Annotated in this window: 19 protein-coding genes; 17 read left to right on the plus strand and 2 right to left on the minus strand. The window is 44.3% G+C overall.

From position 1 onward, the window contains the following. Positions 1-169: 169 nt before the first annotated feature. On the minus strand, positions 170-781 hold the full coding sequence (locus tag GK047_RS10660; protein WP_163945558.1) for a nitroreductase family protein: 612 nt from the start codon (positions 779-781) through the stop codon (positions 170-172). 157 nt (positions 782-938) lie between these two features. Here GK047_RS10660 and GK047_RS10665 point away from each other — a divergent pair, with 157 nt between their 5' ends. The 9 genes from GK047_RS10665 (at position 939) to GK047_RS10705 (ending at position 10,814) form a co-directional block, all read left to right on the plus strand. After that, a complete protein-coding gene (locus tag GK047_RS10665) occupies positions 939-1,154 on the plus strand; it encodes a hypothetical protein (RefSeq protein ID WP_163945561.1) in 216 nt (71 codons plus the stop codon). 58 nt (positions 1,155-1,212) lie between these two features. Continuing rightward, a complete protein-coding gene (locus GK047_RS10670) occupies positions 1,213-3,501 on the plus strand; it encodes a DEAD/DEAH box helicase (protein WP_163945563.1) in 2,289 nt (762 codons plus the stop codon). Further along, entirely contained in the window at positions 3,498-4,943 is a 1,446-nt protein-coding gene (locus GK047_RS10675) for a ribonuclease H-like domain-containing protein (protein ID WP_163945566.1), read from the plus strand. Before GK047_RS10670 ends, GK047_RS10675 begins: the two co-directional genes overlap by 4 nt. Before the next feature lie 107 nt (positions 4,944-5,050). Beyond that, positions 5,051-5,860 carry a bifunctional DNA-formamidopyrimidine glycosylase/DNA-(apurinic or apyrimidinic site) lyase gene (gene mutM, locus GK047_RS10680; RefSeq protein ID WP_163945569.1) on the plus strand — a complete coding sequence of 270 codons (810 nt, stop codon included), beginning with the start codon at positions 5,051-5,053 and terminating at the stop codon, positions 5,858-5,860. Between the two features lie 15 nt (positions 5,861-5,875). Next, positions 5,876-6,712, plus strand: a complete 837-nt coding sequence (locus tag GK047_RS10685; protein WP_163946709.1) for a deoxyribonuclease IV — start codon at positions 5,876-5,878, stop codon at positions 6,710-6,712. A gap of 90 nt (positions 6,713-6,802) precedes the next feature. Further along, a complete protein-coding gene (locus GK047_RS10690) occupies positions 6,803-7,150 on the plus strand; it encodes a cyclic-phosphate processing receiver domain-containing protein (protein ID WP_163945572.1) in 348 nt (115 codons plus the stop codon). A gap of 23 nt (positions 7,151-7,173) precedes the next feature. Then, complete coding sequence (locus GK047_RS10695; protein ID WP_163945582.1) at positions 7,174-7,947, plus strand: ABC transporter ATP-binding protein; 774 nt, start codon at positions 7,174-7,176, stop codon at positions 7,945-7,947. Between the two features lie 92 nt (positions 7,948-8,039). Then, the gene (locus tag GK047_RS10700) at positions 8,040-9,077 is read left to right on the plus strand and encodes an SAM-dependent methyltransferase (protein WP_163945584.1); all 1,038 of its coding nucleotides are present in this window, start codon (positions 8,040-8,042) and stop codon (positions 9,075-9,077) included. An 87-nt stretch (positions 9,078-9,164) separates the two neighbouring features. After that, positions 9,165-10,814: a serine/threonine-protein kinase gene (locus GK047_RS10705; protein ID WP_163945586.1), complete on the plus strand. Its 1,650-nt coding sequence runs from the start codon at positions 9,165-9,167 to the stop codon at positions 10,812-10,814. Between the two features lies 1 nt (position 10,815). Here GK047_RS10705 and GK047_RS30600 read toward each other — a convergent pair whose 3' ends face one another. Then, positions 10,816-11,115, minus strand: coding sequence for a tryptophan-rich sensory protein (locus tag GK047_RS30600; protein WP_481855984.1), 300 nt, complete (start codon positions 11,113-11,115; stop codon positions 10,816-10,818). Between GK047_RS30600 and GK047_RS10715 the strand changes: the two genes are divergently transcribed. From GK047_RS10715 to GK047_RS10750, 8 genes are all read left to right on the plus strand, one after another. Further along, positions 11,041-11,553 (plus strand): acyl-CoA thioesterase, encoded by a 513-nt coding sequence (locus tag GK047_RS10715; RefSeq protein ID WP_163945590.1) that lies wholly within the window; start codon positions 11,041-11,043, stop codon positions 11,551-11,553. The genes GK047_RS30600 and GK047_RS10715 overlap by 75 nt on opposite strands. Positions 11,554-11,817: 264 nt before the next feature. Continuing rightward, positions 11,818-12,936 (plus strand): AAA family ATPase, encoded by a 1,119-nt coding sequence (locus tag GK047_RS10720; protein ID WP_163945594.1) that lies wholly within the window; start codon positions 11,818-11,820, stop codon positions 12,934-12,936. Beyond that, complete coding sequence (locus GK047_RS10725; RefSeq protein WP_163945597.1) at positions 12,933-14,195, plus strand: TadA family conjugal transfer-associated ATPase; 1,263 nt, start codon at positions 12,933-12,935, stop codon at positions 14,193-14,195. Before GK047_RS10720 ends, GK047_RS10725 begins: the two co-directional genes overlap by 4 nt. Continuing rightward, a complete protein-coding gene (locus tag GK047_RS10730) occupies positions 14,192-15,136 on the plus strand; it encodes a type II secretion system F family protein (protein WP_240343898.1) in 945 nt (314 codons plus the stop codon). Before GK047_RS10725 ends, GK047_RS10730 begins: the two co-directional genes overlap by 4 nt. A gap of 1 nt (position 15,137) precedes the next feature. Next, positions 15,138-16,007, plus strand: a complete 870-nt coding sequence (locus GK047_RS10735) for a type II secretion system F family protein (protein ID WP_205516705.1) — start codon at positions 15,138-15,140, stop codon at positions 16,005-16,007. 15 nt (positions 16,008-16,022) lie between these two features. After that, positions 16,023-16,250 carry a Flp1 family type IVb pilin gene (locus GK047_RS10740; protein ID WP_163945603.1) on the plus strand — a complete coding sequence of 76 codons (228 nt, stop codon included), beginning with the start codon at positions 16,023-16,025 and terminating at the stop codon, positions 16,248-16,250. Beyond that, a complete protein-coding gene (locus GK047_RS10745) occupies positions 16,240-17,253 on the plus strand; it encodes a hypothetical protein (protein ID WP_163945606.1) in 1,014 nt (337 codons plus the stop codon). Before GK047_RS10740 ends, GK047_RS10745 begins: the two co-directional genes overlap by 11 nt. A gap of 14 nt (positions 17,254-17,267) precedes the next feature. Continuing rightward, positions 17,268-19,535: a hypothetical protein gene (locus tag GK047_RS10750; RefSeq protein ID WP_163945609.1), complete on the plus strand. Its 2,268-nt coding sequence runs from the start codon at positions 17,268-17,270 to the stop codon at positions 19,533-19,535. Positions 19,536-19,538 lie beyond the last annotated feature (3 nt).

Here is a 19,538-nt window from a genome sequence, read left to right on the forward strand (position 1 = left end):
TATCTTCATGCAAATGAAATGGCTCCTCATAAAAAGTGAACGGCTCAGATATTTGTTGGATTAAATATTCTCAGTTTTTTCAATGCCTGTTTTGTGAAGAGCAGTTCATAACCATTAAATTGTTCTAAATGAACTTGAAAGTGTCTATATTTGTAGGGTGAAATGCTCTTTATTTCTCATTTTTCAAAGTTTTCCCAAATTCAGCAGCAAACAAAAAACTGTCCAAGGGTTGACGATTAGAGGGTACTTCACGCTCTTGAAATTTATCAGCTAATGCATCAATCGGTCCGCGATAGCCAATGGCGATAACAGCGTGAATGTCATAGTCTTCCGGCACTCCTAGCGCTTCACGTGCTTGCTGGCGATCGAAACCGCCCATAGCATGTGTGATAAGCCCTTGATTGGCTGCTTCTAAGGCAAGATAACCCCACGAGGTACCGGCATCAAACGCATGCGAGGGATTCGTGTTGCCATTAGCTGTTTTCGTGTGAGAGACAAGGACAGCGAGGACAGGAGCCTTTTCACACCATTCGCGATTTCCAGCTGCAATAAATGGATGGAATTTGGCTCTTTCCTCGATCGACCGAGCGATGATGAAACGCCAAGGCTGTAAATTGCTCCCTGAAGGAGACCAGCGGGCAGCCTCGAAGAGACTGAGTAGAACGTTCTCAGGTACTTCTTGTTCTTTGAAGGAGCGAGGTGACCATCGAGTAAGAAATTGTGGATTGATTTCGTGATCAGGTTGGCGATTATTTTCAATCTCTGTAGGTAATGTTGTCATCTAGGTTTCCTCCTTTATTTTAACTCCTTTTCATTTTAGCTGATTTTGTCAATCAATACGAATTCGCTTAGTTGTTGAGAAAATGGTATGTTTCCCCATTAAATAGGTAAAGCTAATGAGTAGGAAATGATGTACCGAGAAGAGGTGCGAGCAGACGATGGATTTTACAAGTCAGGATGTTGTGATTATTGAGAGAGCTTTGCGAACAGCAATGCTGCATGAGAAAGAAGAACAAAAAACAAGGGATTATCGAGAGGTTTTGTTGAAGCTGCAGGAAAGCGCGAAGCACGCGCTGAATGTGCATACGAAGACAGCAACCGCTGATCATGACGGTATTCGATACGATTATGATGATTCGTCCGATCTCATGTAGACATACGAACGTATATTCTGTAAAATGGAAGAAACAATGCGGTAAGGAGATTCTACTCATGAATCCTTTAACAGGTAAGTTTTCTTCCATCATCGAGATGATTGACTGGATTCGTAAAGCCCCAGAAATCATGTCACAAGTTACCTATTGGCACACAATACCCCCACGCGATCCCAAACTGGCTGTTTTTCCAGATGGACTGCATGAGGGTATTCGCGTTGCATTAGAACATAAAAACATTGATCGTTTATATACACACCAAGCAGATTCATTTCGTGAGGTAATTGCAGGCAGGCATGTTGTAACGGTGACACCGACGGCTTCCGGTAAAACACTTTGCTATAATCTACCCGTGCTACAAAAAATTCTTGAAAACGATGCTTCGCGCGCGTTGTATTTGTTCCCAACAAAAGCACTTGCACAGGATCAGGTGGCTGAACTGCAAGAGATGGTCGACTTTATGGATGTCGATATCAAGACTCATACGTATGACGGTGATACGCCGCCGACGGTCAGGCAAGCGATTCGTAATGCGGGACATATTGTTGTGACGAACCCGGATATGCTGCATGCCGCGATTCTTCCGCATCATACGAAATGGGTGAAATTGTTTGAGAACTTGAAATTTATCGTAATTGATGAAGTGCATTCATATCGTGGTGTTTTTGGCAGCCACGTGGCGAATGTGATTCGCAGATTGAAGCGGATATGTCGTTTCTACGGTTCGACGCCGCAGTTTATTTGCGCTTCCGCGACGATTAATAATCCGAAAGAGCACGCGGAGCGTTTGATAGGCGAAACCGTGACTCTTATTGACAATAACGGAGCGCCAGCGGGCGAGAAGCACTTCATATTTTATAATCCGCCAGTTGTGAACCAACAGCTCGGTATTCGTAAGAGTTCGGTCCTGGAGACTCGTAAGCTGGCAAGCGCTCTGTTGCGGAACGGGATTCAGACGATTGTTTTTGCGCGGAGCCGCGTGCGCGTGGAGATCTTGCTAACCTATCTACAGGAACTCGTGGCCCACGAGCTGGGTAGCAAATCGATCCGCGGCTACCGCGGCGGTTATCTCCCGAAGCTTCGCAGGGAGATCGAGAAGGGCTTACGCAGCGGGGAAATCCGCGGCGTCGTTAGTACGAACGCATTGGAGCTTGGCATCGATATCGGCCAGCTGCAAGCGTGCGTGCTCAACGGCTATCCCGGCACGATAGCCAGTACTTGGCAGCAGTCCGGACGTGCCGGACGGCGGCAGGAGACCTCGCTGACGATTCTTGTCGCGAGCAGCAACCCGCTGGATCAATATTTGATTCAGCATCCGCGGTATTTTTTCGAGCGTCCCCCCGAGCAGGCGCTCATTCATCCAGATAACTTGATCATTCTTGTCGATCATGTGAAATGTGCGGCGTATGAGCTGCCTTTTGAAGCGAATGAGCGGTTTGGAGGTGAACAGCTGACCGATATTCTTGAATATTTAACGGAGGAACAAGTGCTGCATCAAGTGAAGGACCGTTGGTATTGGATGGAGCAGTCTTTCCCTGCTCATAACATTTCCTTGCGTTCGGCTGCCCAAGAAAATTTCATTATTATCGATATGACGAATGGTCATCGGGTTATTGGCGAGTGCGATCGGTTTAGCGCTCCGACCCTTATTCATGAAGAAGCGATTTACATTCATGAAGGCATCCAATTCCAAGTGGAGAAACTAGATTACGAAGAGAAGAAGGCATACGTGCGGCAAGTTAATGTGGACTATTTCACAGACGCAAGCATGGCGGTTCAGCTTAAGGTGCTCCATGTTAATCGGGAAGGCCAATCAGGTGGATTGTTACGTCAACTTGGCGAGGTCACCGTCAATGCCCAGCCTACAATTTTCAAAAAAATTCGTCTAAAAACGCATGAAAATATAGGTTCTGGTCCTATTCGATTACCGGAAGAAGAACTGCATACGAGCTCGTATTGGTTCACCTTTGACGAGTCGATGTCAGCAGGTAAATCCGCAAATGACATGCAGCATGCGCTGCTTGGCATAGCGAATGTTCTGGCGCATCTCGCGCCGCTGTATTTGATGTGTGACCCAATGGATATTCGGGTCATCCCACAAGTGCGTGCCGTACATAACAAGCTGCCGACCGTATTCTTTTACGACCGCTACCCAGGCGGCGTTGGCCTTAGTGATCGGCTGTACGATGTACACGGACAGCTTATGGATCAAGCTCGCAGTCTGATTGCTGACTGCGGCTGCCTCAGCGGCTGCCCGGCCTGTGTTGGGCCGATCGAAGAGGTTGGCTTGCTCGGTAAGAAGCTCGCGCTGGAGCTGCTTGGGCAGCTCGATGGCGGTGCCCGATGAGCGGGCTCCGCGAAAGGCTCGGTCGTCTCCGCAAGCCAGAGACGGTCTCTGCGGCAGCGCCGCCCGCACCAGATGGGGGCGGCGAGTGGGAGCAGATCGGAGCCCATGTGGAAACGAGCCCAGCTGGCTCATTCGTGATGCGCCGCAGGACTTACGGTGCGGACAGCACACACGGCAAGTATAGGCTGCTAGAGCTAGCCGATTATGCGCAGCAGCTGAGCTGTTTTCATATCCAAGATGCTATTGTCGGACTTGAAGAGCTGCTCTTCTTCGACACGGAGACGACCGGTCTCGGCGTCGGCGCGGGCAACGTGCCATTCATGGTTGGAATCGGTTATTACACAGGTAAGATGTTCATAGTGGAACAACTTTTCATCCGTAATCCAGCAGAGGAGCATGCGATGCTTGTTTACCTTCAAGAGCTGCTTACTCGCTTTACACATCTGATTTCATACAACGGTCGTACGTTCGATTGGCCGATTCTCAAAAACCGATACGTACTCAATAGACTCAAGTTGGACGACTCCAAGCTGCTGCAGCTTGATCTTTTGTATCCATCACGGAGTCTGTGGAGGAATACGCTCCCCTCTTGTCGATTAAGTAAAGTCGAAGAGAGCCGTCTTGGTTTTGAGCGAGTGGAGGATGTGCCAGGTTCCATGGCACCAGCTCTTTATTTTCAATATTTAGCTGAAAAGGATCCAGCTGTGCTGGAGGGAGTTTTTATCCATAATGAGCACGACATCGTGACTTTAGCGGCATTGTCGATTCATTTTGGCAAGCTGTTAGGTGGCCTTTTTGGTGAGCAGGGCGAAACGGTATCGATATCGATGTCGGAGGCAGCTCTGAATTTTGCGGACATGGAGCTAGAAGAGCTTTACCGCACGGGTCTTTGGCTAGAAAAGATGGATCGGTCCGCTTTAGGCGATTACGTTCTAAATAAGCTTTATGCTAGGCTTACAGATGAGTCTCGATTTGCAGAGCATCAAAACTCAGCACTTTTACAGCCAAGAGCATGTTCTCATCCTGACGAAGAGTCTGCTGTTCTGCTTCTTGCTGCATATTATAAAAAGAAAGGGATTTATGATCGTGCAGTAGTGCTTTGGAAAAGGTGGATCGAAGCCAAGAATGCGAGCATTGCCTTGCAATTAGAGCCCTATTTGGAACTAGCGATGTATTACGAGCATCGGGAGAAAAACTATCATCAGGCTATTTTTTATGCTGAAGAAGCATGGGCCAAGCTATGGCGTCGGCGCGCTCTACAGCGCAGTGACAGCAAACATATGGATGCCGAGGAGGCGCTAGAGCGCAGGATCCGTCGTTTGAAAGAAAAATTGAGGAAAACAGAGCAAACGAATGCAAGATTTCTTGGTACAAGAGTAGCACCAAAGCTACCGAAAAAAAGCCGGTTAAAGCCGGTATACGCAAGTGAAGGCTTAGTATAGAAGCTTGCGACATGAGGAAGATCAGCATAGGTACACAGTCTTCTTAAGCCGTTTACTTTGTCCTTCTTTTGGACATACAAGGTAGAAAAAGGCAAGGAGAGCGAAATATGCCCGAGCTTCCAGAAATGGAAACCTATCGTCGTCAACTGACCCCATTAATCCAAGGAATGGCCATTACAGGAGTTGAAGTTAATCGTCCGAAATCTCTCAATGTCGACCCGGAGCAGTTTATTCAAACGCTGTTAGGCAATCGCGTTGTGCGTATAGATCGAAGAGCCAAGCATTTGCTTTTTCTTTTGGCAACAAACGAGGTTCTGCTGCTGCATCTTATGCTAGGTGGCTGGATGTTTTATGGGACAGAGGAAGAGAAGCCAGATCGGACAACCCAAGTTGTTATCCATTATGGAACTAAGCATTTGTATTTTATTGGATTACGTCTAGGTTATTTACATTTGCATAGCGGGTCTGAAGTAGATGCTTTATTAAGTAAGTTAGGGCCAGAACCGCTAGAAGCTCATTTTACTTTTGCTCGATTTCAGGCGGAGTGTAAAGGAAAGAAGAGTAATTTAAAAGTTGTTTTGATCGATCAAACGATTATTTCCGGTATTGGCAATTGTTATTCAGATGAGATCTGTTTCTCTGCGGGTTTGCTGCCTATTCGTAAAATCCCCTCTCTTCAAGAAGAGGAGTTAAACCGACTGTACCATGCAATGCGGGCTGTACTGCTTGAAGCTATTCAATACGGAGGGTATATGGAGTCGCCTTTGTTTAGTGGCGATCCTTTAACAGGTCAGTTCGATGCGCGGTGTCGAGTTTATGATCGAGAAGGTGAACCCTGTTTGCGCTGCGGTCATCCGATTATCAAGAAAGAGGTCTCCAGTCGCAAATGTTTTTATTGTGCGAATTGTCAGGCGTAAAGGGTTAGCAAGATGATGTATATTGGCGCTCATGTTAGCACAAGAGGCGGTTATTTAGGAGCCGCGAAGAAAGCTTTCTCCATAGGTGCAACTGCTTTTCAATATTTTCCGATGAATCCGAGAAGTCTTTCTACCAAGAGCTTGAATCTTGGAGATGCCGAAGCTTGCGCTCAATTTAGTAGGAATCATGGTATGTTATCGATCGGGCATGCGCCGTATCCGTTAAATCCTGCCGTTGATGATGGAGAGCGAAATCGGATGGTACAGCTTTTAACGAATGGATTGGAAATTACGGAAGCATGTGGCTCTATAGGACTTGTGGTGCATTTTGGAAAATATGTAGGAAAAGACCCGTTACAAGGCTACAAAAATATAATACAATGTTTGAATAGCGCGACTCGTGCGTATCAAGGGCCTTCATTAATCTTACTTGAAAATCAAGCTGGAGAAGGAGCCCAGCTTGGTTTGACCTGGGAAGAAATGGTTCAGGTGCGCAAGCTTTGTGAACAGCCGCTTAAGGTTGGCTTTTGTCTGGATACGTGCCACGCATTTGCAAGTGGATTGTGGCGTGGTTATGATTGGAAGGAGCTAGAAGCAAGAGGAGAGATTCTGGAGTATCTTCCTCACTTGAAGGCTTTGCATTTAAACGACTCAGTTTACCCTTATGGTTCTCGTCGAGATCGCCATGCGAATATTGGGACGGGCTACATAGGCAATGAGAATGTGCAGCAACTGTTAGCTTCTAAGTACGTAAAGCACATCCCAATCGTTCTGGAAACACGAACGGCTAGTGATGGTACACATCGAGACGAGATTGCCCTTGTGAAATCATTGGTAAATACAAACCATTAGAATGTCAAAGTCATTGACATCTTTTTAAGCATGGACGTCTTCATTGTTTTGATTATCTTATGACAAAGACTATGAAAGGAAGGACTAGTCATGATTCATCTGTACTTAGATGATCTGCGTCCTTGCCCACATGGCTTTACATTAGCGCAAACCGTAGAAGAATGTACGTTAATGCTCCAAGATTGTGAAGTCAATATTCTCTCACTGGATCATGATCTAGGTTGGGGCACTCAACAAACGGGCATGGACGTTGTCATTTGGATGATTGAGCACGAAATTTATCCAAGAACGGTGTACCTTCATACTTCAAGCTCATCAGCTTGTTCCCTTATGTATGAAATGCTGCTTGCAGTTAAACCCGAAAAGATGAAGCTGTATCCTCACAGACTTCCAGACGATTTGCTTCGGCAGATCGCCAAGGGAACGTTCGCAGAGTAGTATAGAAAGGAATCGATGTTTCTATGATCCATTTATCTGGCATTCATTTTATTCGTCAAGACCGGCACATTCTCGAGGATGTGAGCTTGGATATTAAGCAAGGCGAACACTGGATTTTGTTAGGAAGAAACGGCTCTGGGAAGACTACACTACTGGAAATGATGAATGGCTATGAATTTCCGAGCAGAGGTACCGTTGATGTTTTAGAGAACCGTTATGGTCAATGTGATGTAAGAGAAGTCCGCAAAAAGATCGGCTACATCTCACAGTCTCTCTTCGAAAAGTTAAATCTCAACGATCCGGTTTGGGAAGTTGTAGCTACGGGAGAATACGCGTACCTTCGGTTTTACCAAGAAATTCCTCGAGAGGTCAAGGAACGTGCGCTGCATATGCTTGAGAAGGTGCGCATTCTGCATTTGGCGGATCAACCGCTGGGTACACTCTCTCAAGGGGAACGCAAGAAAGTGATGCTTGCTCGTTCACTAATGATGAAGCCATCGATTCTTATCATGGACGAGCCTGCTGCTGGACTTGATTTGTATGAACGAGAGCGTTTGCTAACAGACATTAATGACCTTAGTAAACAAGATATAACCGTTGTATATGTAACTCATCATATTGAAGAAATTGTCCCTTTATTTACACATGTTGCCCTTATTGAGCAAGGGAAGTTAATCGCTGCTGGTCCCAAGAAAGAGGTTTTGACGCCTGAGAATGTGAACAAAGCATTCGGCGTTCAAATAACGTTGGAGTGGTTCCAAGAACGTCCGTGGATCAAGGTCATTGAGCCAAGATAGACTGGTCAAGGAAATCTAGGATGATTAGGATTCAGATTAACAAATTTAAGTGAATGAAATTAGGATAAGTAGTTTAGACAAAGGATGCGGCTATGACAATTTTAGCAAAATGTATTGGTACTTCTAACCATGGGTTTGCTCAGTATGCACAAGAAGAAGTGCGCAGGTTGTTCCCTACTGCCAAATTCACATTACTGGTTCCCACCGAAGTATTCCTGTTCGAAGTACCTATTGAACTGGGAGAAGTGTTAGCAAAGCTCAGTGAGCAAGAGCCTATTTTCCTTCGGCATGTACAACCCGTTCATCAGGAATGGGAATTGAGCAGATCCGAAGCAGATGTGGATCAACTAAAAGGTTGGTTAGGACAGGCGAATTCATCTGAGTTCATTGGCTCAGGTAAAAAAGTAGCTGTTCAAGTGCGGAAAGAAGAGCGTGCCAATGTTCCGTATGCGCCCTTTGCGGTGAAGGCTGCTTTAGACGAAGTTATTGTGTCTCAATTGGAGTCAGAGCCTGTCGTCAGGCACTCGGATTTCATCATTTCAGTCTATGTAAGTGCAAGCAAGCTATTTGCGGGCATATCTAAGCCAACGGATAATTTGTCGGACTGGTCTGGTGGGGCCATGCGATTTCTTAAGGAAGAAGATCAAATTTCCCGGGCAAAGTTTAAACTATTAGAAGCCGAGCAGCGTTTTGGGCTTGATTTCAGCTGCGCCCGTGCTGCGCTAGATATCGGAGCTGCGCCAGGGGGATGGACGTCGTTCTTACTGGAGCGAGGGTTGCGTGTGACAGCCATTGATCCTGCGGCGATGCATCCAAACTTGCTTGGGAAACCACAATTGACGATCCACAAGAAAAATGCGGGTGACGTGAAGCTGCGCCAGGACGAATTTGATTTGCTTGTATGTGATATGAGCTGGAACCCACGTCAGATGGCACGGCTTGTCGCTGACTTGCTTTACGCCCTTCAGAGTGGGGGAACCGCCATTATTACAGTGAAACTCATGCATAAAAAGCCGTTCCAAACCATCCGAGAGCTCATGCAAATCTTTGAGTCTTCGCTTCATTTGATTAAAGCTAAGCAGTTGTTTCATAACCGCGAGGAACTAACTTTATACTTGCAAAAAATATAGAAAATGGAAGAATGATGTAGATTTTTGTGTGAAACCCTCTTATAATCAAGGTGATTCTTACTTGATAAAAGGGGGTTTTTGATTATTTTGAATAACAAGCAGCATTTAATCGGTTCAACCATAGGGGGAAGATACTGGATTCACTCCTTGCTCGGTCAAGGTGGAATGGGACATGTCTATTTAGCGGAAGATATGAAACTGAAAGGAAAAAAATGGGCTGTAAAAGCTTGCCTGCCATTCGAGGCAGATCCAGCACTTTTTTTGGAGGAGGCGGAAATGTTGGCCAAACTCCAGCATCCGCAGCTACCGCAGCTTGTGGATTATTTTACGACGTACGATGGTAGCTGCTACTTAGTGATGGACTATATCCAAGGGCCAACGTTGCAAGATTTGTTCGAAGAAAAAGGTCGTGAGCTTCCTGTTTCCAAAATTGTGAATATAGCTTTGCAACTATGTGACTTGTTTCATTATTTGCATACGTTTCAGCCACAGGCGATCATTTATCGCGATCTGAAACCTGCCAATGTAATGCTAAGCGAGCTTGATCAAGTGAGACTGATCGATTTTGGAGTGGCTCGACATTACACACTAGGAAAATCGTCGGATACGATGCCGATCGGGACGGTTGGTTTTGCAGCGCCAGAGCAGTTTCTAGGTTTACAGACAGATGTCAGAACTGATTTATTTACACTAGGCGCTATGCTGTATTACCTGCTTTCAGGAGGGCAATACGCTTCTATGTCACAGCAACCATTAAAGCATTTCCGCAAAGGGTTACCTGATGCTTTGACGACAACTATCCAATTACTGCTTAACGAGCAGCCTCAAGAGCGTTGTCAATCTGCAATGGAAGTAAAGCATCGGCTCCGTGCCATACAATCCGAGATAAATGATCAGGGAAGCATGAAAAGTCTTCAACAGGGTCACCAAACAGCTGTGAGAACAATACCTGATAAACTGATCGTAGTGGGGGGATTGTTTGCTGGTGTGGGGTCAACATTTACTGCTATTTCATTAGCTCGAATGTTACATGCCAGGCAGATTCCTAATGCGCTTGTCGAGCATCCAAAGATAGAACCTGATCTGTATATGCTTCTGTATGGCGATCATCAGGCACCAGAAGGATACAGATTCGCATCAGAATGTCTTATTGATTCTACACCATTTGATGGGATGCTTTGGACAAGTGGATTCACATCATGGCTGCCTTTAAACCCCGAGGGGTTTCGTGAACCCTGGCTTCCAGCCGATTCCTTTAAGTTGTTGTATGCAATTAAAGCGCCGATCGTCATCTTGGATGTTTCGACTCAATGGGAGGAACAGACGATCCAGGAGTTATGCCATAGCGCTGATGAAATCGTTGTGGTGCTTGATGCTTCGCCAGGCAAATGCAACCGACCGAGTGCGAGGGCCAAGTTAGAACAACTTGAATCCTATCGCAAACGAGGGAAAAGGGTGCATTATGTAGCGAACCGAAGCACATTTGCTCAACTAAACAGAGAGTGGATCGATTCCTTGCCCGTACCGCCAATAGGAACGATTCCCGAAATTCCCTATGAAGAAGTGATGCGTGCCATTTGGAAAGGGGACTGTATCCAGGATCACCCTCAAATCTTAGCTAGGCTTGAGGAATCGCTTGCACAGGTTATGCATGCAATTTTACCTGGGAATAACCATCGCTTAAGCAATAATTCACGTGCGAGAACGTTTTTTTCGCGATTCAAAAAGCAGGGTTAATTCATTTGTTTAATTGATTTATCGTCCAAGCAAGGAAGGTAGCAAAACAAGACCAAAGTAAGCAGGGCACTAGGAGACAAGCAGCAGAGTATGAAATTGTTGCATAAATCAACAAAAACGTTGAAATGGCGACCAGAAGTGTATCTAGAAATGCTAATCGAGATATAACCATTGCGACAAGTATGATATGATTCAAGATGTGAAGAACTGAAAAGGGGAGAGAGAGATGGAACAAAGATTTACTAGAGAATCTAGATGCTTCAAAACATCTAGAATTTTCCCTACCGATGTGAATAACCACAATACGTTGTTTGGCGGTAAACTAATGTCTTACATTGATGACATTGCTTCCATCGCTGCTCACAAACATTGTCGTAGGTCCGTTGTAACGGCCTCGACAGATTCTGTGGACTTTTTGTATCCCATCCATACCTCAGATTCCGTTTGCTTAGAATCGTTCGTGACTTGGACAGGCAAGAGTTCGATGGAAGTTTTTGTGAAGGTAGTTACAGAGGATTTAAAAACAGGTGCGCGGCGGATAGCGGCAACTTCTTTTCTCACATTCGTAGCGCTGGATGATAACAAGAAGCCTGTGGTTATTCCTTCTGTTGTGCCGGAAACAGAGGAAGAGACGAAACTGCACGAGTCAGCGCCATTAAGAGCTGAAATTCGTCGTAACCGGAGAGAAGAGAGTAAGAAGCTTGCCGGGTTTTTAACGATGAAATACCCTTGGGAATAAAAGGGATTGATTTTTTTGCTGATTGTGGTACAATTTGGTTAATTTCATCTAACAAGCGGAAGCACCGTTGATCGTGGAGATATCATCTCCTCAATCGGCGAGTGCTTTTTTTGTTTTGTTTCTTGGACGTAAAGGAGGTTGATGCATGGTCTTAGCCACCAAAACGCGCTTGTTCATTGTGTTTGCAGTCATCGGGCTAGTTCTGATTGGCAGTGGATTATATGAGATGTTTTCGTAATTTGAAGACCGTATAGGAGGATAATAATGACTAAGATTCAACTCTATGTATTGGATGAAGATAACGCTTATGCTGATCGATTAGCGGCATTTATTCGGACTTCGGAGTTTGGTGACAAGCTCCAAGTGAAGTTGTTTTCAAAGTTGGATTTCGTGATGGAACTGCTAGATAAACCAGAGTTGGAAGGAATCCTTCTCTTGTCGGAAGCTTATTATCCGAATTTCACTAATCGATGTACATCGCTATTTAAAATTATTTTGAGTGAACAGATTTGTAATTCCCGAGAGGCAGAAACAAAGCTTCCGTTTTTGTATCGTTTTCAATCTCTTCATCAGCTAATTTCACGCTTAATGGCCTTCTACTGGGAACAGCAGAAATTGATTGCTTCGGTTGGTTCTAAGCGTACACAGATCGTTTCAGTCTTCGGGAGTGTCGGCAATAGCGGAAAGACAATTACGGCCATCCACTTGGCCAAGCAGCTATCCTTTCGGGGCGAGCGTGTCTTTTATTTAAGTCTAGAGTCGATTAGTTCTGCCTCGTCTTGGCTGGAGGGAGATTCATCGCGATTCTCACAGCTTTTATATTATTTGAAAAGCACTCCTGAATTACTTGGACCGAAAATAGAACTGTTAAAGTCTCATGATCCTCGTCTAAGGTTCGATTACATGACGCCTAGTGATCAAATTAGAGAAATGCAGGAGATGAGCGGCGAAGATGTCCGGATCTTGCTTGAAGCACTGACTTCTTTGAATCAATATGATTTTATCATCATCGATCTAGAGGCTTCTGTTCATCCAAGAATCGTCAGGGCGTTAGAACTTAGCGAGTATATCATGTGGATTGTTCTAGATGATTTGAATGGTTTGTTCAAGGCACAAGCTTTGTGCAAGCAAATAGGAAAATTGCAAGGCGTTCATTTTGTTGTTAATAAATATACGGGGAAGCAAATGAACAACTTTTCAGTTCTTGGGAAAAGTATCGAGTGTTATCTTCCATATATTCCAGAGTGGAAAATCATTCATTCCGCTGAGCAAATATGGCAATCAGTTATATTTTCAGAGCAAGTGTATGGCATGTTTACTGCTTGCAAATCTAGTTTGTCCTCCCGTTCGTTGATAGCAAATGAAGAAGCAGCTGCTTCATGAACCAGGCCCTTTTTCTCGATCTGAAGCAGCAAATCAATGAGAGGTTAGACCTATCTCATACAGTGAGTGATACGAGGTTGATGGAACTTATTGAGGAAGCCGTGTTTTCCATATCGGTGGAGCAGGATTGGACATCTAGTGAGATGCATGAGGGGGTTAAGCGTCTTTTTAACTCTTTCCGGGGGTTAGACATCCTTCAACCGCTTATTGACGATCCCTCTGTGACGGAAATTATGGTAAATGGACATGAGAACATCTTTTTTGAGCAGAAAGGAGGAGTGGAGCGTTATTCATACGCTTTTGAAAGTGAAGCGAAACTGGAAGATCTCATTCAAATGATCGTTTCCAAGGTTAATCGAATTGTAAATCAAGGCTCGCCAATCGTTGATGCACGACTCAAAGATGGTTCTCGCGTGAATGTCGTATTACCGCCCGCGTCTCTAAGCGGCCCGACACTGACTATTCGTAAGTTCCCGGATAAGCCAATGCTCATGGACGATTTAATTCGTCTGGGGACGATCTCAGAAGAGGCAGCGGAATTGCTTCAGATAATGGTTCAAGCAGGCTTTAATATTTTCATTGGAGGAGGGACAGGCTCAGGAAAGACTACTTTTTTAAATGCTTTAGGAGCATGGATTCCTAGGGACGAAAGGATTATTACGATTGAGGATTCAGCCGAGCTGCAGATACAAACAGTACCCAATCTAGTGCGAATGGAGACCCGAAATGCGAATACGGAAGGCAAGGGGGATATTTCCATTCGGGATCTAATCCGTGCTTCTCTACGAATGCGTCCGAACCGTATCATCGTCGGCGAGGTGCGCGGAGCGGAAGCGCTCGATATGCTGGCAGCCATGAATACTGGCCATGATGGTTCGCTCAGCTCTGGACATGCAAACTCATCTTCTGACATGTTAAGCAGATTAGAAACTATGGTTCTAAGTGGCGCTTCCCTTCCTGTAGAGGTCAGTCGCAAGCAAATAGCTTCAGCGCTAGATGTAATGATTCATATAAGCCGAATACGTGATCGTACCCGTAAAGTGACGGAGATTCATGAAGTACTCGGTGTCGTGAATGGTGAGGTGCAGCTGCATCCGCTCTTTGTATTTGAAGAGTCTGGTGAAACTAACGATCTTAGAGTGATCGGTAAGCTTACTTACACGGGCAATAGGCTCCACAACATGCACAAAATTAGAATGGCTGGCTTGCAACTGCCTACATGGATTGTGAAAAGTGAGGAGGCTGGGGGGATTTCTTGACGATACTACTTGTTGTTATAGTAGGCGTTTGTAGTTGGTTTTTGCTAATGATGTTGGAGCGAAAAAGAGGTTCTTCCCGAAAATTGGAAGTGGTTCCCCCTAAAATAAGCACTAAAAAACGCTTCATTTTTGGACAAGTCAAACACCCAAGTCACATTGCTCAGGAAGAAATAACAGGCGGACGAGCTGGTAAAGGTACACTTATTAATTATAACGACTACGAACTTTCAACGAAAGAGAGAACGATTGCTATTCTAATGCTGGCTTTACCTGCTGTAGGGATAGGTTTGGTCTTCTACAAAAGTATGTTGTTTGCTTTTGCGCTAAGTACAGTGGGTTTTGCATATCCGCGTATCAGAAAGAAGCAGCTAATTCGATTCCGCAAAAATAAGCTTCATGTTCAATTTAAGCAAGCATTAAGTTGCTTGTCATCGTCAATGACGGCGGGAAAATCAATTGAAACTGCTTTTCGCGAAGCGCATGAAGATCTATTGGTCATGTACCCCGATCCTTCCTGCCTGATTGTCATTGAGTTTGGTATTATCTGCAGAAGGGTGGAGAATGGGGAGCCTATTGAAGCCGGGCTGAAAAATTTTGCTGATCGTAGTCATTTGGAGGACGTGACTAATTTCACGGATGTTTTTCTTACTTGTAAGCGGACTGGAGGTAACTTGGTTGAAGTCATGAAGCGAACGGCTGGGGTCATTGGTGAAAAATTAGAAATTATGCAAGATATCACGGTGATGATTGCCCAGAAGCGTTTTGAATCAAGAGTGCTGTTATTTGCACCGATAATTATCGTTGCCGTACTTGCTGTAACTTCACCTGAGTACATGGAACCTCTTTATACAGGAAGCGGCGTGCTCATTATGACAGCTAGCTTGCTTCTTCTTTCGGCCTGTTACGGGATTACTCAAAAAATTATGAATATCAAGGTGTAGCATGTGGATCACGATTATTTGTAGCGTAGAAATGACCGCTATATTGTTCTTGTACTTGTTAGGTTTTAAAAAATACAATGTGTTCTTTAAAGACAATCCATATCCATTTCAGATGAAGTGGCTGCTTCCTTCTAGTTTTCTTATTGTTGATAAACTTCAGTTGATGGAAAGGTTACCCGATCTCACGGCCAAAGTGCATCACAAGCTGCTGACGCTTTATGGGAGAAGCTTCACTACGCATGGCAGCAAATTGTTTTTTGCGGAGCTAATTTCTGCTTCTATAGGCTGTTTGCTTGTTGTTTCCCTCTTATCCGTCTTGGCTGGAGCAGATGGTACCCTCCTAACCCTTGGCATTGTAACAGCGATTTTAGTGCCAGTGCTTATGGTTAGGGATCTTGACACGAAAATTCGTAAGAAGCAACAGCATATGATTCTTGAGCTTCCAGAAGTGTTGAATACGATTGTGCTTCTCGTAAATGCGGGTGAGACGGTTAATCAGGCATGGATTCGCTGTGTACAGGGCCGACTCAACAAGGAGCAGACGCCGTTATACAAAGAACTGGCTCAAGCTGTTTATGAACTGGAAATGAATGTTTCATTTGCTAAAGTGATGGAGGATTTTAGCAAGCGATGCGCTTTGCATGAGGTATCCTTGTTTACCTCCACGCTTTTACTGAATTACAAACGAGGAGGGAGTGATTTTGTGATGGCTTTGCAGGCACTTTCATTGGAACTATGGCAAAGACGGAAGTCTGTTTCAAGGACATTGGGTGAGGAAGCGTCATCTAAGTTGGTGTTTCCGATGGTTCTAATATTCGTCGTAGTTATGGTCATCGTTGCTGCTCCCGCATTACTTATCATGAAACAATAAACGGAGGAATGTACAATGAAAACGGCTTTAAGTTGGGTAGAAGCATTTTGGAAGGATGAAGAAGGACTAGGCACTTTGGAAATCTTGTTGATTGTTGCCGTTCTAGTGGCTATTGCAATTATTTTCAGAAAGTGGATCGTTTCATGGTTTCAAAAATTGATTGGTGATGCCAATACGAACTTAAAGGATAACAGTACGGTATCGCCTTGCATACCGAATCCAACAACAAGCTGTGCGCCATAATCGACTGCGACGCTTGGGAGTAAATGAGCAAGGGAGTTTCACGATAGAGGCTTCGCTTGTGTTTCCAATCATTCTACTGTGCACACTCACGCTGCTATTTGTTGGGATGTTTGTTTATCAAAAGGTATTCGTTCACCAGATTGCCCTTGGAGCAGCAGAACGTCTAGCTTTTTCTTGGAACAACAGTCACAAAGATTTGATGACTGGCAATTACAATCCCAGTGAAACAGATGGATTGTACTGGCGTCTGACACAGGATAATGTAACGGATCTCTTTGGCTTACTTGTATCACGAGGTTCATCCGAAGTTTCCATCCCTTCATCATCTGGGGGAACTAACGGTGGCCATGTTCAGAAGAAACTAGCTAAATCTTCAGCTATGTTGCCTACGGGTATGCGAGGTGTTGCTCGGTATTCAAATTATCTTTTCGATCATCGAATCGAGGTCATATTGAAGAAGCCCTTTTTGATGCCGCCATTTTTACGTAAGTGGTTCGATCCTGAACAAGCAAATGGACGAGGAGTATCTCATGTCGTGGATTCTGTTGAATTGATTCGGCTAACAGATATTACTCGTACTTACTTAAAAGCGATTAAGGGGCGAATCTCACCGGAAAAGGCAAAAGAAGCGCTTAAAGAACCAGCCCAAGGTGACCTATCCGGACCAAGCGTAACCATAAAATCCGAGCGCCAAGCGGCAGCGTACTTGAAATCGCTAGTAGGTGGAAGAGAAGTTGTATTAACTACAATGTCAGGTAAGAGCAGGACGATCGATGCTCTAGACCTCCACGGTATTGCTCATCAAGCATTTTACAGTGTGTCAGAATCTCAACTTCGGGAGGAACAGATGCCTAAGGACGTTGAATTGCTTGAGCAAGGGACGCAAATAAAGGGAATTGTTTGGCATTTCTTTAAAAGTGATCCTAGTGGTAAAAGCATGCCCTCTGATAAATTTCGCAAGGAGTTGGAACGAAAAGGGATCGTTGTTGTTATTCACAATTAGAAAGGGGAGAGTTCTTGCATAGATTTGTTCGTTCAGAAAAAGGCGTAGTTTCCGTTTATCTGATCCTTATCATTGTGCCGATTTTTTTATTTCAAGCTGTGTTAATTGATTTCGCAAGAATTAAGCTTGCAGAGAAAGAAACGGATTCAGCCGTCAAAGCGGCTACGCGATCTGTCATGTCCGCTTTCGATATGGAACTCCAGGCGATGGGTTTATATGGTCTTGGCTTAACGCAAGAAAATAAGGAAAGTATTTTTCGTGAAGTATTTGCCGATAACGTATCTGGTCATGTAACACCTGGTGGCTTTCATTATATTGATACAAAGCCTGAACTCAGGGATTTACGAGTAACACCTGTTTATTCATTGGCAAATCATGTGATTTTTGAAAAACAAGTGTTGGAGGATATGAAAATAAAAGCCCCAATAGAGTTCATGCTTGAGATTACTGACAAGTTCCGTAAGAGCGGAACTACAGTTCCTTTTGAACAGGGCTCTCTGTTTGCTAAGGAAGCATCAGAACTCGATAAACTACTGAATCAAAGAGAAGAAGCATTAGACGAAGCGTGGCAAAGCACGGAAGAATTATTTGCAAAGACTAAGGCGTATCACGATCACTATCAGAAACGAATCTCTGAACTCGGTGATTTAATGACTCAAATCGGCTCGCATACGATGAATGAGGTTCGAAGTAGTTTAGACCAAGTTAAGGATCAGTTGAGATCTATCCGAGAAGCGATGGCGAATTTAGATTCAAATCTAGCTTCCTTAAGTCAAGCCGGACCTCCAAATTGGGCAAGTATACAGCCTATTTTACAGTCCAAGCAAGCTCTAGGTGAGCAGGCGCAAGCACTCGTGGAAAAGCAAAATGAGCTTGAGAAATTGCTGGAGCTTTTGATCAAATACGCGGCTCTTCTCACAACGACTAAAATAGAAGCTTTAGCAAACGGGAAAGTAATTGGTGAGTTGCTGCATAGGATCGAACCTGAGCTTCGAAAAGCAAAGCAAAAAAATGATGAAATTCGTCAAAAATTAAATGGAATCGCTCAGAATGCTAGCGTAGATAAGTCTAAAGCGTCTGATGCTTTTCTTAGTGTAGTCGTCATCGGTGATGACTACTTTTATAAATATCAGACATCTATTGCTAGCATTGTTGCCTTATTTTCTGTTTTTCAGGAAATTGTGGATTCGGTCATTTTGTATACGACAGATAATAAGACTAAGGCAAATAATGGGAATGAAGCTTATTGGACACAATCAAGCACGTTTTATGCTAACCAAAATGCATTAGAAAAATCAAGAATGGAAAAAAATGAATCGATTGGAAAGCGTAAACGTGAGCAGAAGGATAAGATTCAGAGCATATTGGAACAAGCGAAACAATCTATCGGTGCTTGCAGTACAGTGATCGATCAGAACGGGGATCGGGAGCGGTACAAAAAGCTCCAGGGTGATGGAGAATCAAAAGGGTACTATCAAAAATATCGTGAAGCAAACGCTCAAGATACGTTCATCGGCAGTGAAATTGCCTATGATTTGGAGAAATCGGAACCCGTTAGCCTCAAAGCGATGAGTATGCTGGATGCTTTTAATCAAGCGACTACATCACTACGTAATGAACTCTACGTGAATGAGTTTGCTTTAACAAAATTTAATTACCGCACATATGGATTGGAAAAAGATCCTGCAGGTAAACCCAAAAAATCGAACGAGCTCGTCGATCCAGGCTCTCATGCTTTAGCTAATCAAGAGGTGGAGTACCTACTGTACGGTTTCTCTTCCTGTTTAGCTAATATTTCTTCTGCTTATGCGGAAATGTTCGCTTTTAGACTGGCGATACGGACGGTGGAAGCATTGCTCGATCCCAAAAAAGAATTGCTTAATATAGGCTCACCGTTGCTTGTGTTCTTGGCTGCCGCTGCGGAGGGAGCCTTCGAAGCTTTTAAGGACATGAATAATTTAATTAAAGGGGAGTCGGTTGAATTATCTGCCAAAATTACGATGTCAGCAATGAGCTTGTCATACAAGGATTACTTGCGAATTTTTCTGCTTTTGCATAGTAATAACACTAAAGTTATGGCAAGAATGCAAGCGCTTATTGAAATGCAAACGGGCAAAGATTTACTTCTACAAACCACCTATATGCAAGCAAATGCATCAACCAGTATAAGATTATGGTTCGTGCCGAAAATTATGAAATTGATGGAAGGGACCGGGCTATTAGGATGTAAAGTTCAAGGGAATCGATGTAAGTTAACGAGTACGGCTGCGGTGGCTTATTAAACG

The organism is Paenibacillus sp. SYP-B3998 (assembly GCF_010820665.1).
In the GTDB taxonomy this organism is placed as follows: domain Bacteria; phylum Bacillota; class Bacilli; order Paenibacillales; family NBRC-103111; genus Paenibacillus_E.